Consider the following 14,108-nt stretch of genomic DNA (forward strand, 5'->3'; position numbering starts at 1 on the left):
AGTCTATGAGGTGCGGCGAGCGGTGCCCACTTGATTAAGCCCGGTTACGCGGTAGGCGCAGCCGGTCCTCACAGCCAGCCCATCGGATCCGTGGTGGAGCCGTTGACGTAGACCTCGAAATGCAGGTGGCAGCCGGTCGACAGACCCGTGGTGCCGGAGTACGCGATCACCTGGCCCCGGCTGACGTGCCCGGAGGAGACGACGATCCGGCTCAGGTGGTTGTACGACGTGGCCACGCCCGATCCGCGCAGCCGGCCGTGGTCCACCACGATCTGGTTGCCGTAGCCGCCCGACCAGCCCGCCCGCACGATCGAGCCGGAGGCCGCGGCCCGCACCGGGGTGCCGCAGGCCGCCCCGAAGTCGGTACCCGCGTGCAACCGCCGGTAGTTCAGGATCGGGTGGTAGCGCCAGCCGTAGCCCGAGGTGACAGGCGCGCTGACCGGGAAGGACAGGCCCGAGCCGCCGTCGGCCACCACCCCGCCGCCGGACCCGGAGCCGGAACTGGCCCGCGCCCGCTCCCGCAGGATCTCGGCCAGCCGGTCCTGCTCGGCCTCCAGGTCGTCGACCCGCTTCTGCTCGGCCGCCTTTCGCGCCGAGATCGCCTCGACCGCGCGCTCGCGCTCGCCGACGAGCCGGCCGATCTCGTCCGCTGCCTGCCGGGCCTGGCTCGTGGCCTGCTCGCGCTGCGCGACGACCTGCTCGGACTGCTGCTTGAGCGCGGCCACCCGGCGCCGTCCGGCCTCGAGCTTGGCCTCGTCGGCGCGGGTCTCGGCCTGCTCGACGGAGAGCCGGTCGATCACGCCGCTCTGCGCGCGCAGGGCGTTGTCGGCCACGCTCACCCGGTCGGCGAACTGCTCGGGACTCTGCGCACCCAGCGCGATCGAGAGCCCGGCCATGCCGGAACTCACGTAGGCCTGGCGGGCGATGCCGGCCAGCCGGTCCCGGGTCTCCTGCTCCTGCGTGGCCCTGGCCTCCAGCTCACGCTGGGACTTACCGACCGCTGCCTCGGCCAGCACCAGCTGGTCGGCGAGTTCCTCGTCCCGCCGGCCGGCCCGGGCCAGAGCCTCCTCGGCGGCATCGCGGCGGTCGTTCGCCTCGCTCAGGCGGGACTCCGCGGTCTTCAGCCGCACCGCGGCGTCGACCAGCTCGTCGGAGGTGCCCTCGAGATCCTCGCGCAGTTCCTTCAGCTGGTCGGAGAGCTTGTCCTGCCGGTCCTTCACGTCGTCCGCCACGGCGGCCGGGGCGGTCTGCGCCACGTTCGTGACGCAGACCGCGAGAGCCGAGGCCGCCACCGCGACGGCGGCCAGAACCCGTGCGGGACGGCGTGTTCCGCGCGCCCTCGTCGTCCTGAAGTGTGTGCTCTTCCGCGTCATCCGCGTGCCTCCTGTCGCCCCTGACCCTCGTAGACGGCCGGCAACATCGGTCACACACGGTACAGGAGTGACTACACTTTGAGGTATCGCTGGAGGGCAAGGAAGGCCGACACGCCAGCGATGCCGAGACCGATCACGAAGAGCCACGGCACGACGCTCAGCGCGTCAGCCACCCCCACGTAGTTCGTGAAGGTCAGCTGCTGCGCGAGGCGTCCCTGGATCTGGAACTTGGTCACCGCGACCAGGGCGACCGAGGCCAGGAGGGCGCCGACTGCGGCGGCGATCATGCTCTCCAGGATGAACGGCAGCTGGATGAAGAAGTTGGACGCACCGACCAGCCGCATGATGCCGGTCTCCCGGCGACGGGTGAAGGCCGTCAGCCGGATCGTGGTCGCGACCAGCAGCACCGAACACAGCAGCGTCACGATGGCGAGCATCCAGGAGCCCAGCTTCAGCTGGTTCAGCAGCGCGAACAGCCGGTCCAGCACCTTGTTCTGGCTCTCCACCGACTCCACGCCCGCGCGCTCGGCGAAGGCGTCGGCCACCACCTGGTACTGCTCCGGGTTCTTCAGATCGATGCGGTAGGACTCGGGCATCTGGTCGACCGTCACGTTCTCGGCCAGAGCACTGTCCTTGTACTGCTCCTTGAAGTGGTCGTAGGCCTGCTGCCGGGTCTCGAAGTAGACCGAGTCGATGTAGGCGGCCAGCGCCGGCGCCTTCAGGTCGGCCTGGATCTGCTCCTTCTGCGCCTCGGTGACGGCACCGTCGGCGCAGGTGGCGGCGGTGGAGACCTTGTCACACAGGAAGATCGAGACCTGGACGCGGTCGTACCAGTAGTCCTTCATGGTGTCGACCTGGCGCTGGGCCAGGAACCCGAGGCCTACCAGGAACAGCGACACCACGGTGACCAGGACGACCGAGATGGCCATCGCGATGTTGCGGCGAAGGCCGATGATGATCTCATCGAGAATGAACTGAAAACGCATGTCTTCGTCAGTTGCTTTCTACCAGGGCCGTCAGCGGGAGTAGCCGTAAACGCCGGCGGTCTCGTCGCGCAGCATGTTGCCGTTCTCCAGCTCGATCACGCGCTTGCGCATCTGGTTGACGATCTCGTGGTCGTGGGTGGCCATGACGATCGTCGTACCGGTCTTGTTGATCCGGTCGAGCAACCGCATGATGCCCACGCTCGTGTTCGGGTCGAGGTTTCCGGTGGGCTCGTCGGCCAGCAGGATCGCCGGCCGGTTCACGAAGGCCCGGGCGATCGCCACACGCTGTTGCTCACCACCGGACAGCTCGTGCGGGAACCGCTGTTCCTTGCCCGCCAGACCGACCAGCTCGAGCACCTCGGGGACGGTGTGCGCGATGGCGTGCCGGGGCTTACCGATGACCTGCAACGCGAACGCGACGTTCTCGAAAACCGTCTTGTTCGGCAGCAGGCGGAAGTCCTGGAACACCGCGCCGATGGTGCGGCGCAGATGGGGAACCTTCCAGCTGGACAGTTTCGCCACGTCCTTGCCGGAGACCCGGACCACACCCTTGGTGGCCTTCTCCTCACGCAAAGCCAGGCGCAGGAAGGTGGACTTGCCCGACCCGGAAGCCCCCACGAGGAAGACGAATTCACCCTTGCCCACCTCGATGGAGACCGAGTTCAGGGCAGGGTGTTTGGAACCGGGGTAGACCTTGGTGACGTCATCGAATCGGATCACGGCTCAGACCTCGGCCGCCGTCGGGGACTGGGAAGTTGCACGCGGCCGGGACTGAGTTTAGGGGGCAGTGAGAGTACCGAGGTGAACGTTGCAGGCAGCGGTGCGTTGCCGGGGTGAAGCTGTGCAGCTCCTGTGCCTTTTCCGCGGGGCAAACAACAATGGACGACGGGGAGCACGCACGCGCTCCCCGTCGTCCATCGCTGGGAACTAGGCCGACTGCTCCTGCGACTTGCGCCAGCGGATGCCGGACTCGAGGAACTCGTCGATCGCGCCGTCGAACACGGCCGACGGGTTGCCGGACTCCTGCTCGGTGCGCAGATCCTTCACCATCTGGTACGGGTGCAGCACGTAGGAACGCATCTGGTTGCCCCAGCTGGAGCCGCCGTCACCCTTCAGCCCGTCCAGCTCGGCCTGTCGGTCCTGGCGGGCCTTCTCCAGCAGCTTGGCCTGGAGCACGCGCATCGCCGAGGCCTTGTTCTGAAGCTGCGACTTCTCGTTCTGGCAGGTCACGACGATGCCGGTGGGGATGTGCGTGAGCCGGACCGCGGAGTCGGTGGTGTTGACGGACTGACCACCCGGACCCGAGGACCGGTAGACGTCGACGCGGATGTCGTTCTCCGGGACGTCGATGTGGTCGGTCTCGGCCACGACCGGCAGCACCTCGACGCCGGCGAACGACGTCTGCCGCCGCCCCTGGTTGTCGAACGGGCTGATCCGCACCAGCCGGTGGGTGCCCTGCTCGACCGAGAGCGTGCCGTAGGCGTAGGGAGCGTCCACGCGGAAGGTGGCGGACTTCAGCCCCGCCTCCTCGGCGTAGGAGGTGTCGTAGACCTCGGTCTTGTACTGGTGCCGCTCGGCCCAGCGCAGGTACATCCGCAGAAGCATCTCGGCGAAGTCGGCGGCGTCCACACCGCCGGCCTCGGACCGGATCGTGACCACGGCCTCGCGGGAGTCGTACTCGCCGGAGAGCAGGGTGCGAACCTCCAGCTCGCCCAGCGCCTTCTGCACCGAGCGCAGTTCGTCCTCGGCCTCGGCCATGGTGTCCGCGTCGTCGGCCTCCTCGGCCAGCTCGACCAGCGTCTCCAGGTCGTCGACCCGCGAGCCCATCTTCTCCAGACGGTCGAGCTGAGCCTGACCGTGGGAGAGCTGCGACGTGACGACCTGGGCCTTCTCCGGGTCGTCCCACAGGTCGGGGGCCGCGGCCTGTTCGGAGAGATCGGCGATGTCGGAGCGCAGCTGATCCAGATCGCTCACCTTGAGGATGGAGTCCAGGGTGGTGCGCAGTGCGCGGATCTCACTGGGGAAGTCGATGGCCACGTTGATCGAGGTTACGCGGTGTCCGGCCGAAACACAGATTCGGCATGTCGATCCGCGCCTGCCGGTGGCGACGACGCTGCACTGTTGTTGCAGGCGTCACACTTTTAACCCTTTGGGTTACGAATGCCCGTTTTACAGTGATTGAGGACGACGAACCAGCTCACCCCGAAGAACCAGGGTTTCGAGCGGCGCGGCGTCTGCGGCGGGCTCCCGGCCGCGCGTCCTGGTTCAACGCCGGACGCGCGGCTGGGCTCCAACTCCCACAGGGGCTCCCATTCCCCGATCCCCGGCTCGCTCTCACACGTTCCGGTTCACGCGCACAACTCTGCCCCGGGTGCGGCGGGTGCGCATCTTGAGATGCGCGACGGACCGGGCTCACTTCCGCCGCGGCTCCCACTTGACGGAAAGCCACACGCCGGAAGCGGTTCCACCGCCCACAGGAGGGCGGCCGGTTCGATCCGTCTTATTCGATCCGCCTTAAAGGCCCAGCGAATCCAGATCGTCGGGCGCGGCGCCACGACACAGATCGGCGAAGGTGACCTGCAAGGCACGGCAGATCAGCGGGATCTCCTGCACATGAATGCGCCGGTTGCCCTTCTCGGCATCATGAGCCTGGCTCAGAGACCAGCCCACCAGCTTGCCGAACTCCTCCTGGGTCAACCCCAGTCGCGACCGCTCCCCGCGGATGTTCCGCGCCACGATCCGCCCCAGGTCCACCATTCGCCCGACCGTAGGCGGCAGCGCAGCTCAGGGAGTAGCAGAAAGCGGCGTGACTACGGATTTTCCCGAACGATATGGTAAATTGCCGATCTGTTCGCGGTAATCCAGATACAGCGAACATCCCAGGATCGCCGGCCACCCGTTCTGGCGATCATGTCCCGGCCCGCCAGTCACCCCGTTCTGGCGGGCCGGGACCCTCACCCCACGGGAATGCCTGCCACACCGTCCACCCCCTTCCCTTCATGCCCCACCTCGTGACCTACTCCCGTCACACAAGTCGGCACGCCCCACCCTCACCGGGCACCCTCACCCCACCGCACACCTTCCCTTCCCCGCGCGCCCTCGCCCCGCCGCACGCTCGCCTCATCACACCCTCACCCCGCCGCGCACTTTCCCCGACGCACGCGGTTCCACATCCTCCGCCCCCTGCCCCGCCCTCTGCCCTTCGCCCTCTGCCTCCGCTTCTGCCTTTGCCTCCGCCTCCGCTTCTGCCTCCGCTTCTGCCTCTGCCTCCGCCTCCGCTTCTGCCTCTGCCTCCGCCTCCGCTTCTGCCTCCGCTTCTGCCTCCGCTTCTGCCTCCGCTTCTGCCTCCGCTTCTGCCTCCGCTTCTGCCTCCGCTTCTGCCTCCGCCTCTGCCCATCCTCTGGATCGCCGCCCATCCGACCCCAATGAGCGACCGTCGTTCCGCCTGTCAGCGCGCTCCTATCTCCTCCAAGAAACGGCAATATCTCCGCCTCACCTCGTAGCAGCCACCTCGCCCCACTCCGCTACTCCCGCTCAAGGCGGCCACGAGGACTGGCTCCGGGAAAGAGAGCTCAGGGTCCGGCCTCTCGTGCCGTCGCCCGGCTGGTCGCGTGCAGCGGCACCCCACCTGACCAACGTCGCACCACCAGCCCCACGAGCGGAATCTGGGCACGTCCGGTCAGCGTCACCTCGGCTGTGGTTCCTTGGAGGGCTCCGGTCGGGCCGGCCAGATCCACCTCCAGATTTCTCACGGCATCCGGATTCCGCTGGAGATAGTCACGGGCAGCAGCCCTCACCGACTCGTCCGACAGCAGAACCGGAAGTTCTCCCGCCCCTGTCTCGTAGAAGGCGTTCTCGTCCAATGCGTCGGCAGCATCCAGCGCGACAGCATCAGCCAGGGCATGCAACTCCTGGCGACGGAGGTGCAGCGCGGTGATGTCCACGGTGATCAGCACGAGCAACAGGGCCAGAGCCACGAATCCCGCCGTCAACGGCACGATCTGCCCTGAGTCATTCAGCGGCGCCCGTCTCATGTCCGGAGGCATCATGAGCCGAAGTCCCTGAACCGATCGACGGTCTCGACCTGATCAGCCCTGACAACGACATGGGCCCGCACCGCCTCCGCGAACCCGGTCGGCAGCCACGGAAAGCGCGCCTCGATCTGCACCTCGACCATCACCTGCCCTCCTGATGTCAGACACGGCGATCTGTTACAGGAAATGTCGAGCTTTCCCTCATCCGTGCGAAACCCGTGATCCTGCAATGCCAGTTCGGTCACCCTGGCAGCACGCTCACGCGCAGCTTCATCATCGTCAGCGGTGACGAAGGCGCGGGTAGCCTCACGGACCGCTCCCCCGGCGGCGAACGAGGCAGCTTGCACCCGGCCGAGCACCAACACGAGGTACGCCACCGGCAGGAGCAGAAGCATCCCCAATGCCACGAATTCGATGACTGCCGAACCTCGTTCGAGGGTCTCGTGCCGACCACGTCGCTTCATGACGACTCAGCGAAAGCATGACCGGCAACGCTCGCACCACGACCGGCACCGATCAGCCCGAGAATCGGTAACGGCGCTACCACACGTACCTCGATCACCGTGGCACCGCCCAGATCCATCTCGTTGGCCGTCACCTGCTGCGCGTAGACCTCTGACAGCTCCTCCCGGATGAGCGATCTGGTTCTGTCGGCGCCCGCCTGCGGATCCTGATCGGAGAGCGCGCCGTACCTGGCGCCCTGCACGGCACAATCGACCAGCACGTTACGCACATGCACGATCAGAGCCAATTGCAGAAGCGACAGGAACACGAACACCAGCAAGCTCCCTACCAGCACAAAATCGACTACAGCAGAGCCAGTTTCGCGATCGTGTGTTGGCAGCATGCCTCAGGGCCCGCCAACAACGTTGTCGACAGCGTCGTTGAAAACCTGCACGAGGCGGGGACCGGCGGCTGCCCACAAGGTGACGACCAGGCCGGCGGACATCAAGGTGACCAACACCCAACCGGGAACATCACCCCGGTCATCCCCCTGGTCCAGCCTCTGCCGAAGGGCGTGAATCCTGGTGACCGCCGCAGCCGTGCCACGGTGCCGGAGCCGCTGCGACCATCCTGCCGCCCGAGTCATGATGAGCATGAAGTTATCCCCGTTTCGTAATCTGTCGTGGTGGGTCAGACAGTGATTTCCAGGACGGCGAGGCCTGGAAAGAGCGCGAACAGCACGGTGACCGGAAGAATCAGGAAGACCACCGGCACCATGGCCGCGATCTCGCGTCGTCCACCGGATTCCATCAGCCGGCGTTTCGTGAGTTCACGAACGTCTTGCGCCTGGGCCCGAAGCACATCAGCGAGTGGCGTGCCGCGCTCGATCGCGATCACGATGCCGTCGACGAAACGGGCGAGACTCGGGATCGACGTGCGCGCGGCAAGTTGGTTGAGCGCGTCGGTGAGCGAGCTACCCGTGCGGGCGTCGGCCAGAGTGCGGGCGATCTCGGCCGCCAGCTCACCACGGCTGGTGCGGGCCACCCGATCCAGGGCACCGAGCGGCCCTTCTCCCGCCCCGACCGCGAGCGCGAGAATCTCGGCCACGGCGGGGAACTCCGTCAGGATTCGCTCTTCCCGGCGCCGGACCTGCCAGGTCAGGAGCTGATCGCGGCCCAGCACCCCGAGCAGCGCACCGATCAGCACCATTCCCACGAGTGACACCAGGCTGAGACCGTTCCGAGCCGCGATCAGAGCGGCCACAGCAGCACCGAGCCCTGCCCCGGCCACCCCCGCAATCACCTGTTGTGCTCGGAACTGCTCCAGCGAGAACCCGGAACCCAGCTGCGCGATGCGTCTTTCGGCCGAGGCAGTGCCACCACTCACGCGGCCGGCCCAGCCCGATGCCGTGGTCAGCAAGAACTGTGCCAGCTCATGCGGCACGGACCCGGGCATATCCGAGATGGCCTGCGCATCCGTTCCCGGCAGCCGGGCGCCCCGGAGATATGGCGTCAGACGCTGCTCCAGCGAAGGATCTCGATGCCATGGCACACCGAGCAGAATCAGCCAGACCCCGATTCCGGCCAGGCAACCGACGAGAGCACCGACGGCTGACATCAGCGAAGCACCCGCCGTTCTTCGGGGAGCCGCCCGATCACGGTCATCAGGCGGTAGGCGAGCACGCACAGAGCCGCCCCGACGGCCAGGACCACGCTTCCGGTGGCGCTCTCGTAGGCCTGGACCGACTCGGGTTTCGTGGCCAGCAGGGCCAGGACCAGCCACGGCGCCGAGACCGCCAGCCGCGCCGCCGAAACGGTCCAGCTCTGCCTGGCCTCCAGCTCAGAACGCACCCGGGCGTCATCACGCAGGAACATGGAGAGGCTGCGCAGCAACTTGCCCAGGTCCGACCCACCGACCTCACGGGTGATGCGCAATGCCTCACAGAGCCGGTCTCCGGTCGGATCGGCCAGCCTGCTCTTGAGCGTCTCGAGCGAGTCGCTGAAGCTACCCGTCAGCCGATAATCCCGGGCGAACGCCTGGAACGGCGGGCGCAGCGCCTCCGGCCCACGCTCGCCGAGTGCTCCCAGAGCGTCGGGCAGCGAGAGACCGGCCCGGACTCCGGAGGCGAGGTTGTCCACGGCATCGGGCCAGAACTCGCGAAGGCGTTCCCGTCGGCGCCGGGCCCGGGAGCGGACGAGAGCGTACGGCAGCCATCCGGCGATGACACCGAAACAGACTGCCAGAGAACGAACCCCGGTCAGGGCGAGAAGAAGCAGGCAGGCCCCGGCCATGGCCCCGGAACACAGGGTCAGGAAGGCCACCGGCGAGACGGACTGCAACCCGGCTTCCCTGAGGACGCCGCCGAGCCGCGCGAACGGCTTGCTGCCTGTGCCCTCCGACCTCAGTGGTTCCGCATGCCAGCAGGACCACCAGACGAGGAACATGCCGACTCCTGCTGTCAGCCCGAGCAGCGCTCCCACACCATCACCTCCAGCTACCACGGAGCAGCGTCGCCACATCGACACCGGCGCGTTCGTAGCGGTCGGGATGCGGCGGGAACCCCTCGGCCCGCACCAGGCGATCGTCGCGCCGGGTGAAGATGTCGGTGGTCTCGACCACGTCACCCTCGACCCGGCCCGGCACGCCGACGATCTCAGTCACGCGGCGACGGCCGTCACCGTCGAGTCGCATGTGGACGACCAGGTCGATCGAGCTGGCGACAGTCGGGACGATGAAGCGGGCGCTGACGTTCTCACCGGCCAGCAGCGGAAGGGTGCACATCTTGACCACGGCTTCGCGCGCCGAGTTCGCATGAAGGGTGGCCATGCCGGGAAGCCCGCTGTTCAGGGCCAGAAGTAAATCCAGGCTCTCAGCCTGTCTGACCTCGCCGACCACGATCCGGTTGGGCCGCATCCGCAATGCTTCTTTCACCAGCCGGCGCAGCGGAATCTCACCCGTTCCCTCCAGACTGGCCTGACGGCACTGCATCGCCACCGAATCGCGCAGTGGAGCACGCAACTCGAACACCTCTTCGCAGGTGATGACCCGCTCGCGAGCCGGCACCGCTCCCAGCAGACAGTTGAGCATGGTCGTCTTGCCCGCCTGCGTGCCACCGGCCACCAGAATGTTCAGGCCGGCCACGACCGATGCGCTGAGGAACTCAGCCGCCTGCGGGGTCAGCGTGCCCAGGGTGACGAGGTCGTCGAGGCGCGTGGAAACTACTGTGAATTTGCGGATGTTCACGGCGTAGGAGTGCCGGGTGATGTCCGGGATGACGACGTGCAGACGTGATCCGTCCGGGAGCATCGCGTCGACGAAAGGGCTGGCCAGGTCAACTCGGCGGCCGGAGAACTTCAGCATGCGCTCGACCAGGTCGCGTACTTCGGAGGCGCTCAGGATGGTCGTGGTCAGCTCGCTGACGCCTGAGCGTGCCACGAACAGCCGTCCCGGATCATTGATCCACAGTTCCTCGACCGACGGATCGTCGAGATAGGCTTGCAGAGCGCCGAATCCGGCCACTTCATCGATGACGCTCTTGACCGCCCGCCCGGTATCGGCGAGCGGTGGCAACGCCCGGATCAGCGAGCGCTCGTCGTACGCCGCCACCGCGGACTCGACCAGACGTCGCAACCCCGTCGAATCTCGCCCCGGGTCAATACCTTCCCGCCGGATGCGCTCACGAACCTCGTCCGACACGATCGAGACGGCATCCATCGCTCCCCCTCCCGACCCTCATCAGGTCGGCATCCCCGTCGCGGTCAGCCCGCGTGATCCCCTGCCGGACAGCATACGAAATCCGGACAGACCCCGCTCCAGTTATCCACAGGCTTAACGTAAATCGCCCATTTCATCTGCCCCACGAGAGTTTTCCACAGCCGGTTGCGGAGGTCAGCGAATCGGCGCACCATCGTCCTCATGCGACAGCAGCCCATTCTCGTGGCTGCCGAGATCGGAGTGCCACCAGTGGATGTCGTGATGAGAACTTATTCCAGAAACTCGTCGAGCCCCGTCGGAACCTGGCCCACCAGGATTCCGAAGGAACCCGGCGATCATCCGATCACGTTGTACAGCAATAGGATTCATGATGTGAGACGAATTCTCCTGTCTCCAGACCACTCTCGGCTGTCAACCCACCCCAGGCATCAGCCCAGCTACTCGCCCTGCGCGACGGCCACCAGGACTGCGTGGGATCTGCGGTGCCCTGCCAGGACCGGGGCGAATGCCCTGTGCATCAGCAGGAAGGCGCGAACAAGGTGCACCGTGACTCAACCAGCCCGGCCTCCGGGGTCGAGGCTGCCCGGCGCGGCCTGCGACGCCTCTTCGTGGAACCACCACAGTGGCCGAACCCCCGAACAACATCACTCATGGACGCCGGGGGCTTCGTCGTCCATGAACCGAAGGACACCACCCGGCAAGCACCACCAGAAGGGAAGACCGAGGCACACGGTGCCTCGGAATCACGCAGCTGACGCGGGCGCAGCCTGATGAGAAAATCAGGCCATGCCCCTCGACGGACAGAACGCCGCCGTATGGCCGTCTCCCGGAGACCATCGCAAGAGCGACGCCCCGGCATCCCGGGCCGTCGCCTGGCGAATTCGGCCAGTTGCCCCCTCCGACATCGATGCCGTGCACGGCATCCTTCAAGAAAGTGCCGCCTTCCACCGACAGCAGGACCCGATCGAGGCCACACCTCAGGCACTCCGCGCCGCCCTCTTCAGCTCCCATCCCCGTGTCTACTGTCATGTGGCGGAGGCTGACGGGCCATCAGGTGCGGAGATCATCGGAACCGCTTTCTGGTTCGTCACCTTCTCCAGCTGGCGTGGACGTCATGGACTCTGGCTGGAAGACCTGTTCGTCCGCCCGCGGTACCGGGGGCTCGGAGCAGGACGGGCCCTGATCTCAGAACTCGCGACCCTGTGCGTCGAACGCGGATATACCCGCCTCGAATGGTCAGTCATGGACTGGAACGAGCCCGGCCGGAATTTCTACGAAGGCCTTGGTGCAGCTCCGCACAGCGACATGTCCACCTGGGCGCTGACCAATCCATCACTCTTGGAGCTCGCCAAGAAACCAGTGTGACGATAAGCAATCGCCGTCCAGCAAATGGTGACGCAGCGCGACCCGTTCAAAAATTGGCGCCAACTAGTGCGACAGTTACATCCGCACGCACAACTCAGTGTGTCCTATCCTTGCCTCATGGTGACATTGGCTTCGTTCGGTGACGAACGAAGCGCGCACCGCTACGGCACGACACGTTCCCGGGGGCGAGGAAGGGTGTGGGCACGATTTCGCTCGGCAGCCGTTCCGAGACCATCCGGAGCACCGACACCGTCGATCTGCGGGTTCCAGCCGATCCGGCCTATCTCGCCATGGTCCGCACGGCGACCGCCGGCCTGGCGACCCGCCTTGATCTCACCCTGGACGACATCGAAGACCTGCGCATCGCGGTCGATGAGGCCTGTTCTCTGCTGTTGCAGGGTCGCGCCCATCCCGGGCGCACGCTCGACACCGGTTTCGAGGTGGGCCCACCGGGCAGCGGCCTCCTTTCCATCCTCATCACCGGTCCCCTCGGCCAGTTGCCCGACGGGCAGGGCTACGCCTGGTCCGTGCTGCGGGCACTCGCCGGAGAGGTCGTCACCGGCGTCGGCGACAACGGTGCATGGATCAAGCTGACGTACGTCGGACGGGGAGACCAGTGATCCAGCAGCAGGAGACGACGCTCAGCGTGCTGCAACGCGCACCTCGGCGAGACGGCTCGCCCGACGTCCCCACCGACGGCGAGCCGATCAACGGCGACTCCGTCGACGCGTCGCCGGAGTCCGGTTCAGCGGCTGAGGTCACTCCCGGCAGGGCCTTGCACCGATTCGACACGACCGCTCCGGCAGGCACTCCTCATACGGTGGCTGCCCGGCTCCGTGAGCGCGCCGAGGAGACGATCGACGAGGCCCCTGCGGATGCACCGGCACGCCGCCGCGGACGGCACGTGCGCGAAGGCAGCGAGGACGCCTCACCACGACACGATCCCGACCTGCTCCGGCTCGCCGCGCTCCCACAGAGCGACCCGCAGTACCAGCAGCTGCGCCGCACCGTCATCGAGGCACACCTCCCCCTCGTCCACCACCTCGCCCAACGCTTCAAAGGCCGCGGCGAACCCTACGACGACCTCGTCCAGGTCGGCACCATCGGCCTCCTGCACGCCGTCGACCGCTACGACCCCCAACGCGGAGCCTTCGCCGCCTTCGCCGTCCCCACCATCGTCGGCGAAATCCGCCGCCACTTCCGCGACCGCGGCTGGGCCATGCGCATCCCCCGCCGCATCCAAGACCTCGGCCGCCGCGTCTCCGAAGCCCGCGAAAGCCTCACCCACACCCTCGACCGCTCCCCCACCGTGCAGGAGATCGCCCAGTACCTCGACGTCGACGCCGATCTGGTGATCGAGGCGCTGGACACGGCGAGCGCCTACATCACCGTGCCGCTTCCCACCACGGCCGAGGAATCCGACCGGATGGGCAAGGCCTTCGAAGACGCCGGCCTGGAACTGGTCGAGCAACGGGAGACCCTCCGGCCGCTCCTGGCCCGGCTGCCCGAGAGGGAGCAGCGCATCCTGGAGCTCCGGTTCGGGAAAGGGCTCTCGCAGTCCCAGATCGCCGCCGAGGTCGGGGTGTCCCAGATGCACGTGTCCCGGCTCCTGACCAAGAGCCTGAACATCCTGCGCAGCGGCCTCACCCAGGAACTGTAGAAACAAGCCCCTGGGCGGCGCCTCCCCCGGCCTCAGGCGGGGTTGGTCTCCTCCTGCGCGATCACGTGCTTGCCGGCCACCAGGAAGCCCACGACGACGGCGATCGCGAGGATCGGGACACCGAAGTACCAGTAGCTGCTCGCGGACACCGGCATGCCCACGCCTGCCTGGAGCAGCTGCCAGGTGACGACGGGCCCGCGTGTCCAGCGGGCCCCCTGGTGCAGCCCTCTCACGGCGGCCGCCAGCGACAGCCCGATGACGGCCGCGACGAGCGCCAGGCCGATGGCGTTCCCCGGCCGCTCCGCCCCCAGGCCCTCGATCACCAGAGCCACCGCGCCGGCCAGCAGGGCCAGCGCCTCCACGGCCACCAGGACACAGACCAGGAGCCGTAACCCCTCCCGTTCCGGTGGGGCCTGCCGTCCCTCGCGTCCGACAGGCGCTGGGCTTTCCTGGCTCGCCATCACACATCCTCTCCTTCATCGTCCATTCGACCGATAGCGATTAAACTCGGTACGGTTAAACCGAACGAGCC

At 67.0% G+C, this 14,108-nt stretch carries 16 protein-coding genes; 3 read left to right on the plus strand and 13 right to left on the minus strand.

Features of this window, described 5'->3' with window-relative positions; genetic code table 11:
- Window positions 1-68: 68 nt before the first annotated feature.
- From KIH74_RS34455 to KIH74_RS34505, 12 genes are all read right to left on the minus strand, one after another.
- Window positions 69-1,373: a peptidoglycan DD-metalloendopeptidase family protein gene (locus KIH74_RS34455; RefSeq protein ID WP_214160639.1), complete on the minus strand. Its 1,305-nt coding sequence runs from the start codon at window positions 1,371-1,373 to the stop codon at window positions 69-71.
- A gap of 71 nt (window positions 1,374-1,444) precedes the next feature.
- Window positions 1,445-2,359, minus strand: coding sequence for a permease-like cell division protein FtsX (ftsX, locus tag KIH74_RS34460; RefSeq protein WP_214160640.1), 915 nt, complete (start codon window positions 2,357-2,359; stop codon window positions 1,445-1,447).
- A 30-nt stretch (window positions 2,360-2,389) separates the two neighbouring features.
- On the minus strand, window positions 2,390-3,079 hold the full coding sequence (gene ftsE, locus KIH74_RS34465) for a cell division ATP-binding protein FtsE (RefSeq protein ID WP_214160641.1): 690 nt from the start codon (window positions 3,077-3,079) through the stop codon (window positions 2,390-2,392).
- A 207-nt stretch (window positions 3,080-3,286) separates the two neighbouring features.
- Window positions 3,287-4,396 carry a peptide chain release factor 2 gene (prfB, locus tag KIH74_RS34470; protein WP_214160642.1) on the minus strand — a complete coding sequence of 370 codons (1,110 nt, stop codon included), beginning with the start codon at window positions 4,394-4,396 and terminating at the stop codon, window positions 3,287-3,289.
- A gap of 477 nt (window positions 4,397-4,873) precedes the next feature.
- Window positions 4,874-5,116, minus strand: coding sequence for a helix-turn-helix domain-containing protein (locus tag KIH74_RS34475; protein WP_214160643.1), 243 nt, complete (start codon window positions 5,114-5,116; stop codon window positions 4,874-4,876).
- An 815-nt stretch (window positions 5,117-5,931) separates the two neighbouring features.
- The gene (locus KIH74_RS34480; RefSeq protein ID WP_308114081.1) at window positions 5,932-6,408 is read right to left on the minus strand and encodes a pilus assembly protein TadG-related protein; all 477 of its coding nucleotides are present in this window, start codon (window positions 6,406-6,408) and stop codon (window positions 5,932-5,934) included.
- Complete coding sequence (locus KIH74_RS34485; RefSeq protein WP_214160645.1) at window positions 6,405-6,857, minus strand: pilus assembly protein; 453 nt, start codon at window positions 6,855-6,857, stop codon at window positions 6,405-6,407. The genes KIH74_RS34480 and KIH74_RS34485 overlap by 4 nt, the downstream gene beginning before the upstream one ends.
- On the minus strand, window positions 6,854-7,240 hold the full coding sequence (locus KIH74_RS34490; protein ID WP_246573759.1) for a TadE/TadG family type IV pilus assembly protein: 387 nt from the start codon (window positions 7,238-7,240) through the stop codon (window positions 6,854-6,856). The genes KIH74_RS34485 and KIH74_RS34490 overlap by 4 nt, the downstream gene beginning before the upstream one ends.
- A 3-nt stretch (window positions 7,241-7,243) precedes the next feature.
- Window positions 7,244-7,483, minus strand: coding sequence for a hypothetical protein (locus KIH74_RS39415; RefSeq protein WP_372492174.1), 240 nt, complete (start codon window positions 7,481-7,483; stop codon window positions 7,244-7,246).
- A gap of 44 nt (window positions 7,484-7,527) precedes the next feature.
- On the minus strand, window positions 7,528-8,454 hold the full coding sequence (locus KIH74_RS34495; RefSeq protein ID WP_214160647.1) for a type II secretion system F family protein: 927 nt from the start codon (window positions 8,452-8,454) through the stop codon (window positions 7,528-7,530).
- Window positions 8,454-9,317: a type II secretion system F family protein gene (locus tag KIH74_RS34500; RefSeq protein WP_308114082.1), complete on the minus strand. Its 864-nt coding sequence runs from the start codon at window positions 9,315-9,317 to the stop codon at window positions 8,454-8,456. The genes KIH74_RS34495 and KIH74_RS34500 overlap by 1 nt, the downstream gene beginning before the upstream one ends.
- Before the next feature lie 4 nt (window positions 9,318-9,321).
- Complete coding sequence (locus KIH74_RS34505) at window positions 9,322-10,551, minus strand: TadA family conjugal transfer-associated ATPase (RefSeq protein ID WP_214160648.1); 1,230 nt, start codon at window positions 10,549-10,551, stop codon at window positions 9,322-9,324.
- 786 nt (window positions 10,552-11,337) lie between these two features.
- On the opposite strand from KIH74_RS34505, the gene KIH74_RS34510 reads away from it, so the two are divergent.
- The 3 genes from KIH74_RS34510 to KIH74_RS34520 all read left to right on the plus strand — a co-directional run bounded on the left by KIH74_RS34510 (window position 11,338) and on the right by KIH74_RS34520 (window position 13,576).
- Window positions 11,338-11,916 carry a GNAT family N-acetyltransferase gene (locus KIH74_RS34510; RefSeq protein ID WP_214160649.1) on the plus strand — a complete coding sequence of 193 codons (579 nt, stop codon included), beginning with the start codon at window positions 11,338-11,340 and terminating at the stop codon, window positions 11,914-11,916.
- 197 nt (window positions 11,917-12,113) lie between these two features.
- Window positions 12,114-12,536 carry an ATP-binding protein gene (locus KIH74_RS34515; RefSeq protein WP_214160650.1) on the plus strand — a complete coding sequence of 141 codons (423 nt, stop codon included), beginning with the start codon at window positions 12,114-12,116 and terminating at the stop codon, window positions 12,534-12,536.
- A gap of 200 nt (window positions 12,537-12,736) precedes the next feature.
- Window positions 12,737-13,576, plus strand: a complete 840-nt coding sequence (locus tag KIH74_RS34520) for a SigB/SigF/SigG family RNA polymerase sigma factor (RefSeq protein ID WP_214160651.1) — start codon at window positions 12,737-12,739, stop codon at window positions 13,574-13,576.
- A 32-nt stretch (window positions 13,577-13,608) separates the two neighbouring features.
- Here the strand turns inward: KIH74_RS34520 and KIH74_RS34525 are convergent, their stop codons facing one another.
- Window positions 13,609-14,037: a hypothetical protein gene (locus tag KIH74_RS34525; RefSeq protein ID WP_214160652.1), complete on the minus strand. Its 429-nt coding sequence runs from the start codon at window positions 14,035-14,037 to the stop codon at window positions 13,609-13,611.
- Window positions 14,038-14,108 lie beyond the last annotated feature (71 nt).

Source organism: Kineosporia corallincola, assembly GCF_018499875.1.
Taxonomy (GTDB): domain Bacteria; phylum Actinomycetota; class Actinomycetes; order Actinomycetales; family Kineosporiaceae; genus Kineosporia; species Kineosporia corallincola.

Excerpts from the sequence above, each read along its gene's own strand:
- KIH74_RS34455 (WP_214160639.1), bottom strand. The coding sequence starts at position 1,373 with ATGACGCGGAAGAGCACACACTTCAGGACGACGAGGGCGCGCGGAACA.
- ftsX (WP_214160640.1), bottom strand. The coding sequence starts at position 2,359 with ATGCGTTTTCAGTTCATTCTCGATGAGATCATCATCGGCCTTCGCCGC.
- KIH74_RS34475 (WP_214160643.1), bottom strand. The coding sequence starts at position 5,116 with ATGGTGGACCTGGGGCGGATCGTGGCGCGGAACATCCGCGGGGAGCGG.
- KIH74_RS34480 (WP_308114081.1), bottom strand. The coding sequence starts at position 6,408 with ATGATGCCTCCGGACATGAGACGGGCGCCGCTGAATGACTCAGGGCAG.
- KIH74_RS34485 (WP_214160645.1), bottom strand. The coding sequence starts at position 6,857 with ATGAAGCGACGTGGTCGGCACGAGACCCTCGAACGAGGTTCGGCAGTC.
- KIH74_RS34490 (WP_246573759.1), bottom strand. The coding sequence starts at position 7,240 with ATGCTGCCAACACACGATCGCGAAACTGGCTCTGCTGTAGTCGATTTT.
- KIH74_RS39415 (WP_372492174.1), bottom strand. The coding sequence starts at position 7,483 with ATGACTCGGGCGGCAGGATGGTCGCAGCGGCTCCGGCACCGTGGCACG.
- KIH74_RS34495 (WP_214160647.1), bottom strand. The coding sequence starts at position 8,454 with ATGTCAGCCGTCGGTGCTCTCGTCGGTTGCCTGGCCGGAATCGGGGTC.
- KIH74_RS34505 (WP_214160648.1), bottom strand. The coding sequence starts at position 10,551 with ATGGATGCCGTCTCGATCGTGTCGGACGAGGTTCGTGAGCGCATCCGG.
- KIH74_RS34510 (WP_214160649.1), top strand. The coding sequence starts at position 11,338 with ATGCCCCTCGACGGACAGAACGCCGCCGTATGGCCGTCTCCCGGAGAC.
- KIH74_RS34525 (WP_214160652.1), bottom strand. The coding sequence starts at position 14,037 with ATGGCGAGCCAGGAAAGCCCAGCGCCTGTCGGACGCGAGGGACGGCAG.